Origin of the sequence: Gemmata sp., assembly GCF_051859125.1 — a bacterium.
Taxonomy (GTDB): domain Bacteria; phylum Planctomycetota; class Planctomycetia; order Gemmatales; family Gemmataceae; genus Gemmata.
Window position 1 is genome coordinate 49,754 of record NZ_JBHYGG010000201.1, and the last position, 15,124, is coordinate 64,877.

Sequence of the window (15,124 nt, forward strand, 5' to 3'; positions counted from 1 at the left end):
CGCCCGCGGTATTCATCTGGATCCAGACGTGCTCTGGGGCGAAGCGGGCGCGAGCGAGGGGGCTGGGGCCGGCGCCCGCGGCGGTTGTGTGCCACGTTCGACTGGAGTCGCGCAGACGGGAGATCTTGGGGTGACCGAAACCGTTGCGGTACTTCTGGCAGCGGGGTTGGTGGCGACATGCGCCCCGCAGATAATCGTCGGGTCCCGCCGAGCACTGTACCGCAGTAAACCAGGTTGGAGAACGAATGTACCGGATGCGACTGCGGCCGGATGTCTCCGAATCATCGGCGTGACGATGTTGATTGGCGCGTGCTTGATCTGGAGCGCGAACAGGAACCCGTCGGCGACACTTGACCCGCCCGCGCCAACCAAGAACCCGAACCGAAGCTGAGTCGCGTTCCGTTACCCTTTCCCGGAGTTACCTTGCTTCGCTTCACTCTCGCCCTCGCGCTGCTCGCCTTCGGCCCGCTGCTGCACGCCGCGGACAGGCCCAACGTGGTGCTCATCGTCATCGATGACATGGGCCAGCGCGACCTCGGGTGCTACGGCAGCACGTTCTACAAGACCCCGAACATTGACCGGATGGCCAAGGACGGGTTGCGGTTCACCGACTTCTACGCGGCGTGCCCGGTGTGCTCGCCCACCCGCGTCAGCATCCTCACCGGGAAGTACCCGCAGCGCAGCGGCATCACCGACTGGATTCCGGGGCGCGCGGACCGCCCCGACCAGCGCCTCAAGCGGCCGGCCGTCCCGAACGAACTCGCGCTCGACGAGGTCACGCTCGCGGAGGCGCTCAAGGAGCGCGGCTACGCCACGGCGCACATCGGCAAGTGGCACCTCGGCGGGGCCGGGTTCGAGCCCACCAAGCAGGGCTTCGACGTGAACATCGCCGGCGACCAGACCGGCACGCCGCGGAGCTACTTCGCGCCGTTCGCGAACAAGGGCGGTCAGATGCCGGGTCTCGAAAAGGCCGAGGCCGGCGAGTACCTCACCGACCGCCTCGCGGCCGAGGCCGAGAAGTTCCTCGACGCGCACAAGGACAGGCCGTTCTTCCTCTACATGCCGCACTACGGCGTCCACACGCCGCTCCAGGCCAAGAAGGACGTGGTCGCGAAGTACAACGTGAAGCCGGCCCACGGCCGGCAGAGCAACCCGGTCTACGCCGCGATGGTCGAGAGCGTGGACGACGCCGTCGGCCGCGTGCTCAAGAAGCTCGACGACCTGAAGCTCAGCGACAACACGCTCGTCATCTTCACCAGCGACAACGGCGGCCTCGCGACCCTCGAAGGGATGGAGTTCGCCCCGACGATCAACTCCCCGCTCCGCGAGGGCAAGGGGTTCCTCTACGAGGGCGGCGTGCGCGTGCCGCTCATCGTGAAGTGGCCCGGCAGGGTGAAGCCCGGAGTCACGGATCAGATCGCGTGCAGCACCGACTTCTTCGCGACGGCGCTGGAGGCGAGCGGGGAGCGCAAGCCGACCGACCCGAAGACCGACGGCGTCTCGCTGCTGCCCGTCTTCGACGGGAAGAAGCTCGAAGCGCGCGCGCTGTTCTGGCACTACCCGCACTACGCGAACCAGGGCTCGCGGCCCGGCGGTGCGGTGCGCAGCGGCGACTACAAGCTCATCGAGTTCTACGAGACCGGCCGCCGCGAGCTGTTCGACGTGAAGAAGGACGTCTCCGAGAGCCGCAACCTCGCGGCGGAGAAGCCCGAGGTGGTGAAGGATCTCGCGGCGAAGCTCGGCGCGTGGCGCACGGAGGTCGGCGCGAAGATGCCGACGCCGAACCCCGACTACACGCCGAACCCGCAGGCCAAGGACGGGACCATCACCCTGCCCGCCCGCACCGCACTCGTCACCGGCGTGATGCTCCGGTTCGAGCCGCTCCCGCACAAGAACACGCTCGGGTTCTGGGTGAACAAGGACGACACCGCGGCGTTCGACTTCACCGTCGAGACGCCCGGCACGTTCACGGTCGAGGTGCTGCAGGGGTGCGGGAACAAGAGCGGCGGGGCCGAGGTCGAGTTGGCCGTGGGCGACGAGAAGGTCACGTTCACGGTGAAGGAGACGGGCGGGTTCCAGGCGTTCGAGGCCCGCGACGTGGGCTCGCTGAAGATCGACAAGGCCGGGCGGTACACGCTGACGGTGCGGGCCAAGACGAAGCCCGGCGCCGCGGTGATGGACCTGCGGCAGGTCGTGCTGAAGCCGGCGAAGTGAAACTTGCATCTCGGCGGGGGCGTGAGCCCCCGAGTGAAGCGCGAGCAGAGGACAGAAGCACTCGGGGGCTCACGCCCCCGCTCGCCGGGCCTCACTTCCCCGCGGGCTTGGCCGACTTGTCGGCCTTCGGCTGCTGCTTCTCGGTCCTGGGCTTCTCCGCCTTCGGCACGGCGAGCGCGAGTTCGATCTTCCCCGGGGCGGCGGCGAAGTCCCGCTTCTCCTCGAAGTCGGTGAACAGCGGCTTGCCGAGCGGCAGCTCGTTGCCCGGCTTGCCGTCGAACCCCTCGACGCGGACCAGGTACGCGCCGGGCTTCACGCCGCGGCCGCGGTCCGCGGTGTCGAACTTCCCGTCCTTGACGTAGGCGAACCCCTGCGGGGGCTGGGCCGGGTGGTTCGGGTCCGGGTCGAACCACACGACGCCCGCGGGCAGCGGCGCGCCGCCGTGGGTGACGGTCCCGGCCACGTCGTACAACTTGTCCTCGGCGCAACCGGTCAGGCAGACCAGCACGGCCGCGAGCGTCGCGCGTCGCATGCGAGCCTCGTGGTCAGTTATCGGAGATCACTTCGCCGCCGGTGATGCTCGCCAGCGCCTTGTACGTGGCGAGCGGGATCTGGTCGCGGAGGAACCGGACGCTCCCGTCGCCCATGCAGAAGTTCGCCCCGCCCGTGTGCGTGCTCCCCATGGCGATGTCGTTGAACGCCGCGACCGACGGGGTGTTCATCGCGTTCACAATGTTCCGGCCGCCCGCACAGACCTCGTTCGAGTCGCACCCGCGGACCCACGACCGGTACCGGGTCCCGGTGGTCGCGTTGTCCCACGACATCTCCCCGATCAGGATCGAGTTCGAGGTGCCGTCGGTGGCGTCCGTGAGCTTCCGGCCGGCGTCCTCGTCGACCGCCGTCGTGGTGTCGTTCCGGAAGAACCCGCAGGTCGAGAACCCGCCGTGCCCGCCGGTGGCGTCCACCGGGTACGCCGCCCCGGTCGCCGGGTTGGTCCCCTTCGGCCCGTAGATCGCGTAGTAGTGCATCGTGTAGGGCGCCTCGCCGGTGTTCGTCGGGACGAGGTCCGGGGCGTTCACGTGGTGCGGGGCCGCGGTCGCCATCTTCTCGCGGGTCGAGGACGGGCAGAGGTAGGTGCTGACCCGGGTCAGCCCGTACGGGTTGTTCTTGTTCGTCCCGGTGTACGATCCGGCGGCCTTGCTGAACTTCGCGAACAGCGGCCCCTGTTCGATGTACGGCAGGACGTACACCGACCAGCTCAGTTCGGTCTTCAACTCGCCGGCCCGCGGGAGCGACCCGCGGACGTCGTGCCACGAGTGCATCGCGAGGCCGATCTGCTTGAGGTTGTTGGAGCACTTCATCCGGGCGGCGGCCTCGCGGACCTTCTGCACCGCGGGCAGCAACAGGCCGATCAGAATGGCGATGATGGCGATGACGACCAGCAGCTCGATGAGCGTGAACGCGCGGTACCGACAGGGGGACCTGGACATTGGCTCTTCCTTCGGGAGATAAGGAAAACCGACTGCGACGCTGGACAGAAATGATGGAGACCTAACGGGAACAGAGCGGCCCCGTCGGCGGTTGGACACGAAAACTTCACCCGCGGCACCCCGGCCGGCGCAACAGAAAGGCCCGGCGGAACTTGCGCCCCGCCGGGCCTGAACGCTTTTTGCTTTTGGCCACGGGGCTTGCCCCCGTGGTGCCGGCCCGCCTGAAGGCCACGGGGGCAAGCCCCGTGGCTCGACGGAGGCGGCGAGCTGGGAGCGTCAGCGACCGGAGGTGCGCCCATCCGGTGGTTGTCGCACACCGGCACCTCGGGCGCACTAAAATCGCGGTATGAAGCAGCTCACCATCGTCGTGAAGCCGTTCCGGGCCGAGGCGGTGCTGCGGGTGATCGCCGACCTCGGCGTGACCGCGTGCGCCGTCCGCGAGGCGAAGGGGTACGGCCGCCAGAAGGGGTACCTCGACCGGTACCGCGGGTCGGAGTACAGCGCCGCGTACCTGCCGAAGGTGGAGATCACCGTGTGGGTGACGGACGAGCAGGCGACCGAACTCGGGGACAAGCTCCCGAAGGTCGCCCGCACGGGCCGCATCGGCGACGGGAAGGTGTTCGTCGTCCCGATGGCGTGGCCCGAGCCGCTCGAGTTCTGAGCGCGGCGTCCCCGGTTGCTGTCCTCGGTGGTGGCGGGCCGCCACGGAGGGCGGCCCCTACAAACCCAGCGCCAAATGTCTGGTAGGGGCCGCCCTCCGTGGCGGCCCGCGTGAGGGCTCCGGATTCCACCCGGTGTCCGCCCCTGCCCGCCTTCTGGACACCCCGCGGCCCCTTCCGAACGCCGGGCGCGGGCGATTTCCAACTTGGCGGAATGGACACTGGCAACTCGCGCCGCCGTACCCAATAATACTCCCGCGAGGCCACCGGACCCGCCTCGAACAACACCCGCGCGGGTCCGATTCACCCCTCTCGCTTCCGTGGTTCCTCCCCAGGAGACGTCTTCGTGACCACCCGTATCCGCATGACGGTCGGCAGCATCGCCCTGCTCGCCGGCGCGTGCTCGATTGCCGCCGCCGCGGCCCCGGCCCTGCCCGCCGAGAGCTACAAGAAGGCCGCCGAGGCCGACATCGCCCTGCTGAAGAAGCACATCGAGACGTGCGACACCGAGCCGACGCAGGCGAAGCGGTTCGCCCCGACGGCCAAGGCGGTGGCCCTGATGATCGCCCTGTACGGCGAGGCGACCGGCGACGAGGCGCTCCGCGACGGCGCGGTGAAGGCCGCCGAGGCGATCGCCAAGAAGGACTTCAAGGGGGCCGCCGCGGCCGCCAAGGACCTGGCCCCGAAGGGCACCGGCAAGCCGCTGGCCGCCGGCAAGCTCCACGAGAAGGCGAAGTTCGGCCTCGAAGAGGCGATGTCGCCGTTCCGCGGCAGCAAGGTCGGCGGGCTGAACATCGAGAAGGACATCCGCGACGCGATGAAGAGCGGCACCGCCGACCCCGCCGCGCTCCAGCTCCTCGCGGTCCGCACCGCCGCCCTGGGCGAGTTCACCGTCGCATTCCCCAACGACAAGGCCAAGACCAACAAGGGCAACGAGGCCAAGTGGGACAAGTGGAGCAAGGACATGGTCGAGCTGAGCAAGAAGCTCGACGCCGAGGCCGCCAAGGGCAAGGGGGCCGACGCCAAGGAGATCGTGAAGACGCTCAAGCTCCTCGACGCGAAGTGCTCGGACTGCCACAACGAGTTCCGGGACTGACCCGGTGGTCGCGAGCGTCCGTGCGAACGGGGGCCGCTTGGCCCCCGTTTTTCGTTGCCGGTGATCGGTGGCCAGTGCCACCAGAACCCAATTCCTCGTGGTTGTGCGCGAGGGGTGGGCGCGTCAGCGCTGCTTCTCGAACCGGTGGACGAGGCGGCGGCTGTTGACGTCGAGCGCCTTGAGGATGCTGATGACCGTTTCGGTGGGGATCTGGGCGTTGATGGCCCAGAGGAGAACCAGAAGGTTCTCTTTACCCGTCTTGAGTTGATCGAGGATGGTGTCGAGGAGCTCCTTGTGCTCCTTGAACTCCCGTTCGAGCAGGCCGAAGTCGCCGCGGTCCAGTTCGACCCAGAAGCACTTGCCCTGAAGGTGTTCGACCCACCGCGCCCGCAGGTAGCCCATCCAGTGCTTCTCGACCCACCGCTGGATGCACCCCTCGCCCAGATCGTACCCCGCCTTCTCGCTCTCGATCCACTTGTGCTTGTTCTCTTCTTCGATGCACTCGGTGTACACGCTCTTGGCCGGGACGGGGGCCGGGGCGGGTGCCGGCCAGTCCGCGACGCCGCACGCGGCCGAGGCGTTCACCGGGAGAGTGGTGGTCATGAGCGTCACCCCACACTCCCGAGGGCCGGGCGGATTCGCCCCGGGAGGCCATTTGAGGATATTCAGTCTACTCACCAACCGCACGACTCGGCAAGCTGGGCTAACCGTGCCGGCCGGAGAGGTCGCGAGTCCTCCCGGCGGGGCTCGAACCCGCGACCACCGGCTTATAAGGCCGGCGCTCTGCCGCTGAGCTACGGGAGGGGGCGGTGCCGGTCGGGCGTATGCCGTCGCGTATCATCGCTCCCTCCTTTCCTCAGATCACCCTGGCGGTTCACCGCGCCAGGTAGCCGCCGTCCACGAACAGCACCTGCCCCGTCACGTAGCTGCCGGCGTCGCTGCACAGCATGAGCGCCGGGCCGACCAGCTCGTGCGGCTGCGCCCAGCGGCCCAGCGCCGTGCGGTCGGCGAACGCCTGCTTCTCGGGGTCGGACAGCACGGACATCGGCATGTCGGTGAGGAACGGTCCCGGGGCGAGGCAGTTCACCGTCACCCCGAACGGCCCCAGGTCCAGCGCGCTGGCCTTCGCCATGCCGATCAGCGCCGCCTTCGTCGCCGAGTACACGTTCCGCCGCTCCTTCGACACCTGCGCCATGATCGAGGAGATGTGAACGACCCGCCCCCAGCGGCGGTCCTTCATCTGCGGAACCAGTTCCCGGGTCAAGGCCATTACCGACGTCAGGTTGACCTCCACGACGCGGTCCCACGTCTCGTCGGTGATCGCGTCGATGGCCTGCGGGGCGTTCATCCCGGCGTTGTTCACGAGGACGTCGACCCGGCCCATCCTGTCGAGCGCGAACCGGGCCAACTTCTTGACGTCGTCGCGGTTCGAGACGTCGGCGACGCAGTACGCCCCCTTGCGACCGGTGCCGGCGAGGATGAACTCGAGGGCGTCCTTCAACTCGCCCTCGTGCCGGCTGGCGATGACGACGTCGGCCCCGGCCTCCGCGAACCCGCGGGCCAGCGCCCGCCCGAGCCCCTTGTTCCCCCCGGTGACGAGGGCCACCCGACCGGTCAAATCGAATACATTGGTCGGCATTCCCGCCACCACACATGATCAGTTCGTGGGCAATTCGTGTACAAACAGTGTAACACCGGTGCCCGGGGATGTGGCAAGTGAAAAACGTCACAAGAACCCGAAGGGGTTCGGATCGGATCGACCAAGTCAATCACTCGCCTGTACATCCGAAACGTTCGGTGCATTGAAATTGATCGGCACGGACAGCGACAACAACGTGACGTCGTCCTCGTGGCGAACTTGCGCGAGCAGGTCGGTCGCGACGGCGTCCACGAACTGTTGGCCGGTGCGGGCGGCGTGTCGGGCGGCGATTTCGGGCAGGCGCGAACCGTCGTCCGGGCCGGGGTCGCCGTCGGGCCGGGTGCCGTCGGTCGCGACGAGGAGCGTGTCGCCGGGCTTCAGCGCGGCAACGTGCGAGGGGTAGGTCGTCTCGGCGATCCCGAGGAACGGCCCCGGGATGTTCCAGGCCGCGGGCGGCCCGTTCGCGGGGAGGTAGAGCGGGGCCGGCAGCCCGGCGCGGGCGATCGACAGCGCCCCCGACTCGTCGAGGAGGCCGGCGACCAGCGAAACGAGCGGGGCGTCTTCCAGTTCGAGCCGCAGGAGCGCGAGGTTCGCTTCCGCGAGCAGCGTACCGGCCGGTGCGGTCGGCTTCTCGCGGGCCGCCTCGCGCACCGTCTCGGCGACGAACGTTCCGAGCAACCCGCCGGCGGTCGTGTGGCCGATGACGTCCCCGACCAGGAACAGCGTGCGGCCCCGGTCGAGGGCGTGGACCGCGTAGAAGTCGCCGCCGTTGCGGGACCGCGGGCGGTGGCACACGGCGAACGCGGCGTTCGCCGCGGCGGGGAGCGCTCGCTGGAGCAGCGCCAACCGAACGCGGCGGGTGAGGTCGAGTTCGCGGTCGATCTGGGCGAACGTGCGGGTGAGCTGGTCGCCGACGAGCCGGGCCTCGGCGGCGCGGCTCGCGACGCGGCCGGCGGCCGCCCGCGAGCGCGCCGCCGATCGCACCTGCGCCGCCAGCACGGCCGGCTCGACGGGCCGCACCAGCACCGCGTCGGCCCCGGCGTCGAGCCCGCGGGCGGCCGCGGCGGGGTCGCTGGCTCCGAGCACCCACACGATCGGGAGGATCTCGTCGCCGAGTTCGGCCCGCCACCGGCGCGTTTGAGCGGCGGCCGCGGTCACCTGATCGCCCGCGTCGAGGACCGCGGCGTCGATGCCCGAGAAGCTCACGGTCGGGGCCGAACCGAGCGCGTGGTCGCGCACGGCGCACCCCGCGGCGGCGAGGGCGTCGCGGAGGTCGCCGGGGGCGGCGGGGAACGCGCTCAGTAGAACGGTGGACGGCATGGTACAATTCGGGGGTGTCGCCGGGCCGCAGGGCGCGGACCGGTCCCCAACACTAAACACTCGCGGCGAATCGCGGAACACCAACCCGGAGACGGCCGTGCCCGTGCAGATGGAACTCCGCCGGATCATCATCAGCGAGGTCGACGACCACCAGGTCATCATCCTCAAGGAAGTGGACGGCGAGCGGAGCTTCCCGATCGTGATCGGCATCTTCGAGGCGACGAGCATCGACCGCCGGGTGAAGGGGATGCAGTCCCCGCGGCCGCTGACGCACGACCTGATCGTGGCCGTCGTCGATCAACTCGGCGGCGAGATCCAGGACATCGTCATCAGCGACCTGGAGGAGCACACGTACTTCGCGAAGCTCCGGGTCCGCCGGGACGGCGACCTCGTCGAGATCGACTGCCGCCCGAGCGACGCGATCGCCGTGGCGGTGACCGCGAAGGTGCCCATCTACGTCAGCGAGCAGGTGCTCGGCGAGGCGCTGGAAGAAGACTGACGGTCATCAGGTCGGCACGTCGTCAGGAACCCCAGTGCTTCCGCACCGGGCTAAAGACGGCGGCCCCTCCGGGGCGGGAACCCAGAACCGGGAACTCGTTCTCTTCACCCCCGTAGGGGGTCGGCGTCTCTAGCCCGGTGCGGAAGCACTGGGGCACGTTTGCCGACCTGAGGACTCTCAGTCGTTGTGGATCTTCCGCAGCCGCGGCGAGAGCCGCAGGATCCACTGCACCCGCTCGAACTCGTTGAGCCAGTCTTGTGCGATCTGCTGCTGGACCGGGTCGCCGGCCTTCACGAGTCCGGTCCCGCACGTCTCCCCGATCTGCGACGCCACGAGCTGGCGGTACTTCGCGAGGGTGCGCTCGCCGTACCGGGCGACCTCGTGGCCGTCCTCCGAGAAGAACACCGCGACCGGGACGCGGTTCCCGCCGTTGATCTTCAGCGCGGCCTGCGCGTCGGCGTGCTCGTCGCGGTCGAGGTAGTGGGTGACGATGACCGGCGCGACCTCGGCGAACCGCTCGAAGATCGGGCACTGGCCGGCGCAGTCGCCGCACCACGCCCCCGCGAGCACGAGCACGTTCGTGCGGCGGGTGAACTTGCCCAGGAGTTGCTTCTGCGCGTCGGTGAGCGTGGTCTGCTCGGCGGCGCGCGCCCACTTGGCGCGGTCCGCGTCGGTGCCGTACTTGGCGAGGAACGCCGGCAGCGGCAGCCCCGCGGTGAACTTGTCGAAGAGGTTCATGGGATTGGTCCGAACTGGTTTCTGAACGTGGGGCAGGCATTCTTGCCTGCCTCGTAAGGCACCGGGCGGCAGGCAAGAATGCCTGCCCCACCAGAGACACCCCGCGCCTGCTGATTCTTGTAGGGGCCGCCCTCTGTGGCGGCCCGCCAACCGCCTGTGATTCAGACCGGTCGAACGCACAGCCGGGCCTTCACGTCGTCCCACGTCGAGCCCGCCTTCGGGTCCGCGTGGAACGCCGCGAGCCGCTGATCGAGGTCGGCCTTCTGGGCGTCCGTCAGCGGGGGCTCCGTGTCGAGGCTGTCCCACAACTCGCCGATCAGGGCGAGCCGCTCCTCGACCGAGAGCCGGTCGAGGCCGAGTGATTGCAGTGTCGCGGACATACGCACTCCTCGGTTCAATTCGCCTTCCCGAACCCCATCAGTTTAGCAGCCGTGCCGCCGAAGACCTTGGCCCGGTCGGCGGCGCTCAGGTGAGCGAGCAGCGCCGCGACCCGCTCGCGCTCCTTGAGGTAGCTCTTGCCGGTCGCCTTCGCGTCGAACCCGCCGCCGAACATGAGCCGGTCGACCCCGAACGCCTCGGTGAGTTGCTTCACGACCGCCTGCGGGTCGCGGTGCGGGTAGGCGTTCGCGGTCGGCACCGACGAGAGCTTCACCACCACGTTGTCGAACTTCGCCCACCGCAGCACCACGGCGTACTCCTTCTCGGTGCCCTGGAACGGCCGGCCGAGGTGGTCGACGAACACACGGGTGCCCTTGAACTCCTTGATGAGCGGTTCGAACCCCTCGGCGTACTTCGGCTCGAAGTGGAGTTGCACCGCGAGCCCGCTGTCGGCGGCGGCCTGCCAGAGCGCCTTGAGTTCGGGCTTGCCGAACGGCGGGAGGCGGTCGGCCTGGTAGGCGTGGACGCGCGCCGCCACGAGCGGCACCTTCTTGGCGAGTTCCGTGATCTTTGCCGGCGTACCGTCGCGCTCGGTGAAGAACAGGCAGGTGCCCTTGAGCTTGCCCTTGCCGACCGCGAGGCAGTGTTCGAGGTACCGGTGGTCGTCCTGGTACGGCTCGGGGTGAACGACGACCGCGTAATCGACGCCGGCCTCCTTCATGCACGCGTTGAGGTGTTCGGGGCTCGCTGCATCGTCGGGCTTGTACGGCGCGTCCTTGTGGTACGGGAACGCGGCGCTGTCCTTGCCGGCGAAGCAGTGCAGGTGCGTATCGACGACCGGCACCCGCTCGGCCGCGGCCCCGCACACGCGCCCCGCGACCGAACCAACAACCGCCGCAGCGAGGAACTCACGTCGGGTGTGCATGCGAAGGCTCCGAAGAATGCTTGGTGGGCCATCCTACCTTCGCCCATTTACTGTGGGGAGTCCATCAGGTCCAAGTTTGCCTTGGCTACGACCCACTCGGCGAGCGCGGATCGCAGTTCGGGGATTAGGCTCATTATCTGCTGATTTGCCCACCCATCCAGGTTCTCCAAGTTCTGAACCGTTCGCTCGATGTCGGCCATGATTGCTTCATGGGAACGCCTGTACTTGTGGTCTAGATCACGTCGGTGAGGATCCGAGATCCCGGTAGAGGGGTCGAAGCGGAACGAGGCCGCCACTGACTCCCTCCAGGCGAGAAGATTGGCTGTTCGGTCGGGTCCGAACCCGCCGATCCGCTGAATCCTGTTCGGCTGAACGTCTGCGGCGGTTTGAATGCCATTTGCGATGAGGAGTTGCTTGAGTTTACCCCCGATGTTCGGGATGTCCGATTCGGCGATGACGTGGTCCCGCATGTGCTGATCTCGCGCTGCCTGTTCGGAATCTTTCCCGATTGTCGCCAACTCGTGCCGATACTCGGCCTGCAAGCCACGGATACGCTCCGCCAGATTCGAGACCGATTCGACAAGAGATCGGTGGCGTGCCTCATGGTTGTCGCACAGTTGACCCCAGAGACGTTCGACTTCGCGCACTCGTCTTACCGAACGATCCAACAATTCTCTTCGACGGCGACGTTCTCGCTGGTATGGCGAGGTAGAGACGACCACCCAAAAGGCGACTCCAAACACCGCAACAGTCGGTAAACCGATGAAGAGAAAAACTCTGCTCGCGAACCCAATCAGCGTAAACAGCACACCAATCGCCGTCGCAAAGGCCAGAACGTAGGCCGTGTTTTGCGACGTAGCAACGTCTTCGGACACTGGTGTCGGCTCGGGTTCTTCAGCAGGAAGGTACGCGGCCCGGTCATAAACGTAGAGCGCGAGTTCGACGGCTTTAGCGCGGGCGAGGTGCCGCCGAATTTTCTCTTCGTCGACCGCAAACCCGGTGGGTGCTGTTGGTGCCGACGTTCGGGTCAAGCTCCCCGGAGACAGTACAGCGGGACGAGCAACTTGGTTCGCAGCGGGCCAGGTCAGAGACGTCAGTTGCTGATGCAGTTCTCCTCCGCTCGTTGGGCGGAGGTCCGGGTTCCGCGCAACGCACCGACCGATGAGGTCAATAACCGGGTCCGGTGCGCCGGCATCGCGGAGGTCGTGGCCGAAGTCCGCACCCGGACTGTGGGCAAGTTGGCCGGTAAACATTTGGTACGCGATCACCCCAAGGGCATGGACATCGTCCCGCGGGTCGGGGTCGCTCCCGTCTCGCTGCTGGGGGCTCGAGTATAGGGGGGTGTGCGAACCCCGAAGGTGACTCAGCAACCGCCCTGTGGCAGTTCCGCCGCGCCGGTCCTCGGCGATTGCTGCCTTTGCCGTGACGGCCCCTATTCCGAAGTCGGTGATGAGTATCCTGCGCCGGTCCTGACTCACAAGGATGTTGCTCGGCTTCAGATCGCGGTGAACGATTGCCGGAGCGAGGCGGTGGAAGTGCGCGACCGCACTACTCAACTGTTTGAGGCACGCCAGCACCTGATCCGCACGCTGGTCCGGGGCTCTCAACCGCAATTGGAGAATAATGTCCGCAAGGTCTCCACCAGGAACGTACTCGTACATCAGCCAGGGTGCCGCTCCGTCGAGGTGTACGTGCTTCAATTGCACGATGTTTTGGTGCTGACCGGCCGACATCACGCGGTCGATCAAACCGCTCTCGTGCTTCAAGTCGCGGGCCTGCTGGCCGTGGCAGAACTTCACCGCCCCGGACAGCGACGACATTGATCGGTGCCGCGCCAACCACACCTCACCGAACCCGCCCGCACCTAACAGATCCACGAGCGACCAACCCGCCAATCCCGGCAGCGGGTCGTTCGGCTTGAACCGCGGCGGACGGGCGGGAAGTAGCTTCAGCACGTCGTCGGGCGAATTCAGCGAGAACGCCGGGGGCACCGTCTTGCCGCTCACGTCGTCGGGCCGCTTGAGCGACGCACGCACCGCGCCCGGGACTTGAGACAGGTAGAGTTCGAGGTTTAACCGCTCTTCCGAAGAGGCTGAGGATGGTACAACGGCCTTTACGGCCTCCACGGCAGCGTTTCGAGCCACCTCGAAACTCGCTTCGGCGAGTTGCTGAATCTCCTTGCGCATCTCAGCTTCTTTCGTCCGCTCGCGGTACTTCTTCCACGCACCCGCGGCGACCGCGGAGGCGAATTTACCGCCGGGGACCATCTCGGCCAAACCGTTCAACCCATTCTCGGCAACTGATTCGGCAACGCACCGGAAGAACGCAATCATGGGCATCCTGAAGCGTAAGACAGAAGCGTTCGGTCGAATGATGATACCAGACGCCCCTGCCGCGTGCGATGCGCTCCGGACTACCTTTCGCCCGCGGGAGGCGTAGGACAATCCCGTTGCCTCACGCTCCACGAACGACCGGTTGAGATGCCCGAACCCACCCCCGCGCCCACACCCGCTGCCGCCCCCAGGTCGCACGTCCTCGAAGCGCTGCTGCTGGCGGCCGCGTTCGCGGTCGCGCACACGCAGTCGCCGCTGTACTACTCCAACCAGAACCAGTACTTCGTTCACGGCCTCGCGAACGGCGGGCACGTCAACCTGTCCCACGACTGGCTCGCCGGCACCACCGACCCCACGCCGGTGTTCACCGCACTCGTCGCGGTCGGCTACAGGCACCTCGGCGAGTGGTCGTTCCAGGCCGCGTACTTCGCGCTGCTCATGGCGTACTTCCTGAGCGTCCGCTGGCTCACCGCCGCGACGCCGGGGGTGCCGGACACCCGCGCGTTCCGGCTCGCGTGGGCCGCCGGGTTCGTCGCGGCGCACGCGGCGGTGCTGCGGGTGCTGTCGGTGGCGGCCGCGGGCGTCGACTACCCGTGGTTCCTCCAGGCCGGCGTCGCCGGGCAGTACGTCCTCGGGCCGGGGCTCCAGCCGTCGGCGTTCGGCGTGCTGATCGTCGCCGGGCTCGCGGCGTTCGCGCACCGGCGGTCCACGCTCGCGTGCGGGCTGGTCGCAGCGGCGTGCGCGTTCCACTCGACGTACATGCTCGCGGCCGGGTCGCTCGTGCTCGGGTTCCTGATCACGATGTTCCGCGAGGACGACGACGCGGGGCCGCTCGCGTTCCGCGGGCTGGTGCTGGCGTCGCTGATCGTCGCGCCGGTCGCCGCGTTCACGCTGTTCACGTTCGGCCCGCACGACCCGCGGACGTTCGAGACGGCCCAGCAGATCCTCGCCACCATCCGCATCCCGCACCACAGCGACATCGACCGGTGGCTCGACCCGGTCGCCGTGGCGCAGCTCGCGTGGGCGGCGGTCGGCATCGCGCTGCGGCGGCGGTCGCGGGTCTTCGTGCCGCTCGCGGTCGCCGCACTCATCGGGTTCGGCCTCACGGTCGCGCAGTACGAGTACGAGGCGACGACGCTCGCGCTCGCGTTCCCGTGGCGGATCACGGTCGTGCTGGTGCCGCTCGCGACGAGCGCGATCGTCGCGCGCCTCGCTGCGCTGCTGCCGAACACTTCGTGGGTCGCTTGGGGAAGTGGCGCGGTCGTCGTCGCGCTGGCCGGGGCCGGCGTGTGGGTGACCGTGACCCGCCAGGGCTACCGGGCCGGTGAGGACGAGGCCCCGCTGTACGAGTTCGTGCGCACGCACTCGGAGCCGACGCAGGTGTACCTGCTGCCGGTCCGCATCCCGGCGGTGGGGAGCGGGAAGCCGGGGGCGATGTCGGCGAGCTTCACCCCGCCGCCGCGCCCGAAGCCGGGGTCGAACCTGATCCCGGTCGACCTCCAGCGGTTCCGGCTGCACACCGGCACGCCGATCTACGCCGACTTCAAGTCGGTCCCGTACTTCGAGACGGAGGTGCTGGAGTGGCTGCGGCGGATGCGGCAGTGCGAGGAGTGGTACGCGGGCGACTGGTCGGCCCCGGGGCGGCTGCAGGTGCTCCGCGCCGAGAAGGTCACGCACGTCGTCACCCCGGCCGACAAGCCGATCACCGCCGAGTACCTGGAAGAGGTCCACGCCGACCCGGCGTACATCGTGTACCGCCTGCGGTGACGCTGAGTTGCTTGGGCGAACCCTGAGCGCCAGCGAGGGGGTGCGCCTCACCCCCTCGCTGGCGCT

The 15,124-nt window shown here is 68.2% G+C and carries 14 protein-coding genes and 1 tRNA gene; 5 read left to right on the forward strand and 10 right to left on the reverse strand.

Annotation, left to right across the window (positions count from 1 at the left end; translation table 11 throughout):
• Positions 1-423 precede the first annotated feature (423 nt).
• Positions 424-2,214, forward strand: a complete 1,791-nt coding sequence (locus ACTIGN_RS17300; protein ID WP_439626039.1) for a sulfatase-like hydrolase/transferase — start codon at positions 424-426, stop codon at positions 2,212-2,214.
• Positions 2,215-2,305: 91 nt separating this feature from the next.
• Here the strand turns inward: ACTIGN_RS17300 and ACTIGN_RS17305 are convergent, their stop codons facing one another.
• Together ACTIGN_RS17305 and ACTIGN_RS17310 are read right to left on the reverse strand one after the other, a co-directional pair.
• Positions 2,306-2,746 (reverse strand): hypothetical protein, encoded by a 441-nt coding sequence (locus ACTIGN_RS17305; protein ID WP_439626041.1) that lies wholly within the window; start codon positions 2,744-2,746, stop codon positions 2,306-2,308.
• Between the two features lie 13 nt (positions 2,747-2,759).
• On the reverse strand, positions 2,760-3,704 hold the full coding sequence (locus ACTIGN_RS17310; protein WP_439626043.1) for a DUF1559 domain-containing protein: 945 nt from the start codon (positions 3,702-3,704) through the stop codon (positions 2,760-2,762).
• 346 nt (positions 3,705-4,050) lie between these two features.
• On the opposite strand from ACTIGN_RS17310, the gene ACTIGN_RS17315 reads away from it, so the two are divergent.
• Both ACTIGN_RS17315 and ACTIGN_RS17320 read left to right on the forward strand, forming a co-directional pair.
• Positions 4,051-4,365, forward strand: a complete 315-nt coding sequence (locus tag ACTIGN_RS17315) for a P-II family nitrogen regulator (RefSeq protein WP_439626045.1) — start codon at positions 4,051-4,053, stop codon at positions 4,363-4,365.
• Between the two features lie 344 nt (positions 4,366-4,709).
• Positions 4,710-5,459: a hypothetical protein gene (locus tag ACTIGN_RS17320; protein WP_439626047.1), complete on the forward strand. Its 750-nt coding sequence runs from the start codon at positions 4,710-4,712 to the stop codon at positions 5,457-5,459.
• A gap of 123 nt (positions 5,460-5,582) precedes the next feature.
• On the opposite strand, the gene ACTIGN_RS17325 is transcribed toward ACTIGN_RS17320, so the two are convergent.
• The 4 genes from ACTIGN_RS17325 to ACTIGN_RS17340 all read right to left on the reverse strand — a co-directional run bounded on the left by ACTIGN_RS17325 (position 5,583) and on the right by ACTIGN_RS17340 (position 8,418).
• On the reverse strand, positions 5,583-6,062 hold the full coding sequence (locus ACTIGN_RS17325) for a hypothetical protein (RefSeq protein WP_439626049.1): 480 nt from the start codon (positions 6,060-6,062) through the stop codon (positions 5,583-5,585).
• A 129-nt stretch (positions 6,063-6,191) separates the two neighbouring features.
• Positions 6,192-6,263: transfer RNA gene (locus ACTIGN_RS17330), tRNA-Ile, on the reverse strand.
• Positions 6,264-6,333: 70 nt separating this feature from the next.
• On the reverse strand, positions 6,334-7,098 hold the full coding sequence (locus ACTIGN_RS17335) for an SDR family NAD(P)-dependent oxidoreductase (protein ID WP_439626051.1): 765 nt from the start codon (positions 7,096-7,098) through the stop codon (positions 6,334-6,336).
• Positions 7,099-7,224: 126 nt separating this feature from the next.
• Positions 7,225-8,418, reverse strand: coding sequence for a PP2C family protein-serine/threonine phosphatase (locus ACTIGN_RS17340; protein ID WP_439626052.1), 1,194 nt, complete (start codon positions 8,416-8,418; stop codon positions 7,225-7,227).
• A gap of 109 nt (positions 8,419-8,527) precedes the next feature.
• Between ACTIGN_RS17340 and ACTIGN_RS17345 the strand changes: the two genes are divergently transcribed.
• On the forward strand, positions 8,528-8,917 hold the full coding sequence (locus ACTIGN_RS17345; RefSeq protein ID WP_439626065.1) for a bifunctional nuclease family protein: 390 nt from the start codon (positions 8,528-8,530) through the stop codon (positions 8,915-8,917).
• A gap of 177 nt (positions 8,918-9,094) precedes the next feature.
• Here the strand turns inward: ACTIGN_RS17345 and ACTIGN_RS17350 are convergent, their stop codons facing one another.
• From ACTIGN_RS17350 to ACTIGN_RS17365, 4 genes are all read right to left on the reverse strand, one after another.
• On the reverse strand, positions 9,095-9,655 hold the full coding sequence (locus ACTIGN_RS17350; protein WP_439626054.1) for a thioredoxin family protein: 561 nt from the start codon (positions 9,653-9,655) through the stop codon (positions 9,095-9,097).
• Between the two features lie 161 nt (positions 9,656-9,816).
• Positions 9,817-10,035 carry an addiction module protein gene (locus ACTIGN_RS17355; protein WP_439626056.1) on the reverse strand — a complete coding sequence of 73 codons (219 nt, stop codon included), beginning with the start codon at positions 10,033-10,035 and terminating at the stop codon, positions 9,817-9,819.
• 14 nt (positions 10,036-10,049) lie between these two features.
• Positions 10,050-10,958 (reverse strand): amidohydrolase family protein, encoded by a 909-nt coding sequence (locus ACTIGN_RS17360; protein ID WP_439626058.1) that lies wholly within the window; start codon positions 10,956-10,958, stop codon positions 10,050-10,052.
• Between the two features lie 47 nt (positions 10,959-11,005).
• A complete protein-coding gene (locus ACTIGN_RS17365; protein WP_439626060.1) occupies positions 11,006-13,291 on the reverse strand; it encodes a serine/threonine-protein kinase in 2,286 nt (761 codons plus the stop codon).
• A gap of 147 nt (positions 13,292-13,438) precedes the next feature.
• On the opposite strand from ACTIGN_RS17365, the gene ACTIGN_RS17370 reads away from it, so the two are divergent.
• Complete coding sequence (locus ACTIGN_RS17370; RefSeq protein ID WP_439626062.1) at positions 13,439-15,058, forward strand: DUF6798 domain-containing protein; 1,620 nt, start codon at positions 13,439-13,441, stop codon at positions 15,056-15,058.
• Positions 15,059-15,124: the final 66 nt, after the last annotated feature.

Coding starts and splice junctions, on each gene's coding strand:
- ACTIGN_RS17360 (WP_439626058.1), bottom strand. CDS start 10,958: ATGCACACCCGACGTGAGTTCCTCGCTGCGGCGGTTGTTGGTTCGGTC.
- ACTIGN_RS17305 (WP_439626041.1), bottom strand. CDS start 2,746: ATGCGACGCGCGACGCTCGCGGCCGTGCTGGTCTGCCTGACCGGTTGC.
- ACTIGN_RS17355 (WP_439626056.1), bottom strand. CDS start 10,035: ATGTCCGCGACACTGCAATCACTCGGCCTCGACCGGCTCTCGGTCGAG.
- ACTIGN_RS17345 (WP_439626065.1), top strand. CDS start 8,528: ATGGAACTCCGCCGGATCATCATCAGCGAGGTCGACGACCACCAGGTC.
- ACTIGN_RS17340 (WP_439626052.1), bottom strand. CDS start 8,418: ATGCCGTCCACCGTTCTACTGAGCGCGTTCCCCGCCGCCCCCGGCGAC.
- ACTIGN_RS17315 (WP_439626045.1), top strand. CDS start 4,051: ATGAAGCAGCTCACCATCGTCGTGAAGCCGTTCCGGGCCGAGGCGGTG.
- ACTIGN_RS17370 (WP_439626062.1), top strand. CDS start 13,439: ATGCCCGAACCCACCCCCGCGCCCACACCCGCTGCCGCCCCCAGGTCG.
- ACTIGN_RS17325 (WP_439626049.1), bottom strand. CDS start 6,062: ATGACCACCACTCTCCCGGTGAACGCCTCGGCCGCGTGCGGCGTCGCG.
- ACTIGN_RS17350 (WP_439626054.1), bottom strand. CDS start 9,655: ATGAACCTCTTCGACAAGTTCACCGCGGGGCTGCCGCTGCCGGCGTTC.
- ACTIGN_RS17335 (WP_439626051.1), bottom strand. CDS start 7,098: ATGCCGACCAATGTATTCGATTTGACCGGTCGGGTGGCCCTCGTCACC.
- ACTIGN_RS17310 (WP_439626043.1), bottom strand. CDS start 3,704: ATGTCCAGGTCCCCCTGTCGGTACCGCGCGTTCACGCTCATCGAGCTG.
- ACTIGN_RS17365 (WP_439626060.1), bottom strand. CDS start 13,291: ATGATTGCGTTCTTCCGGTGCGTTGCCGAATCAGTTGCCGAGAATGGG.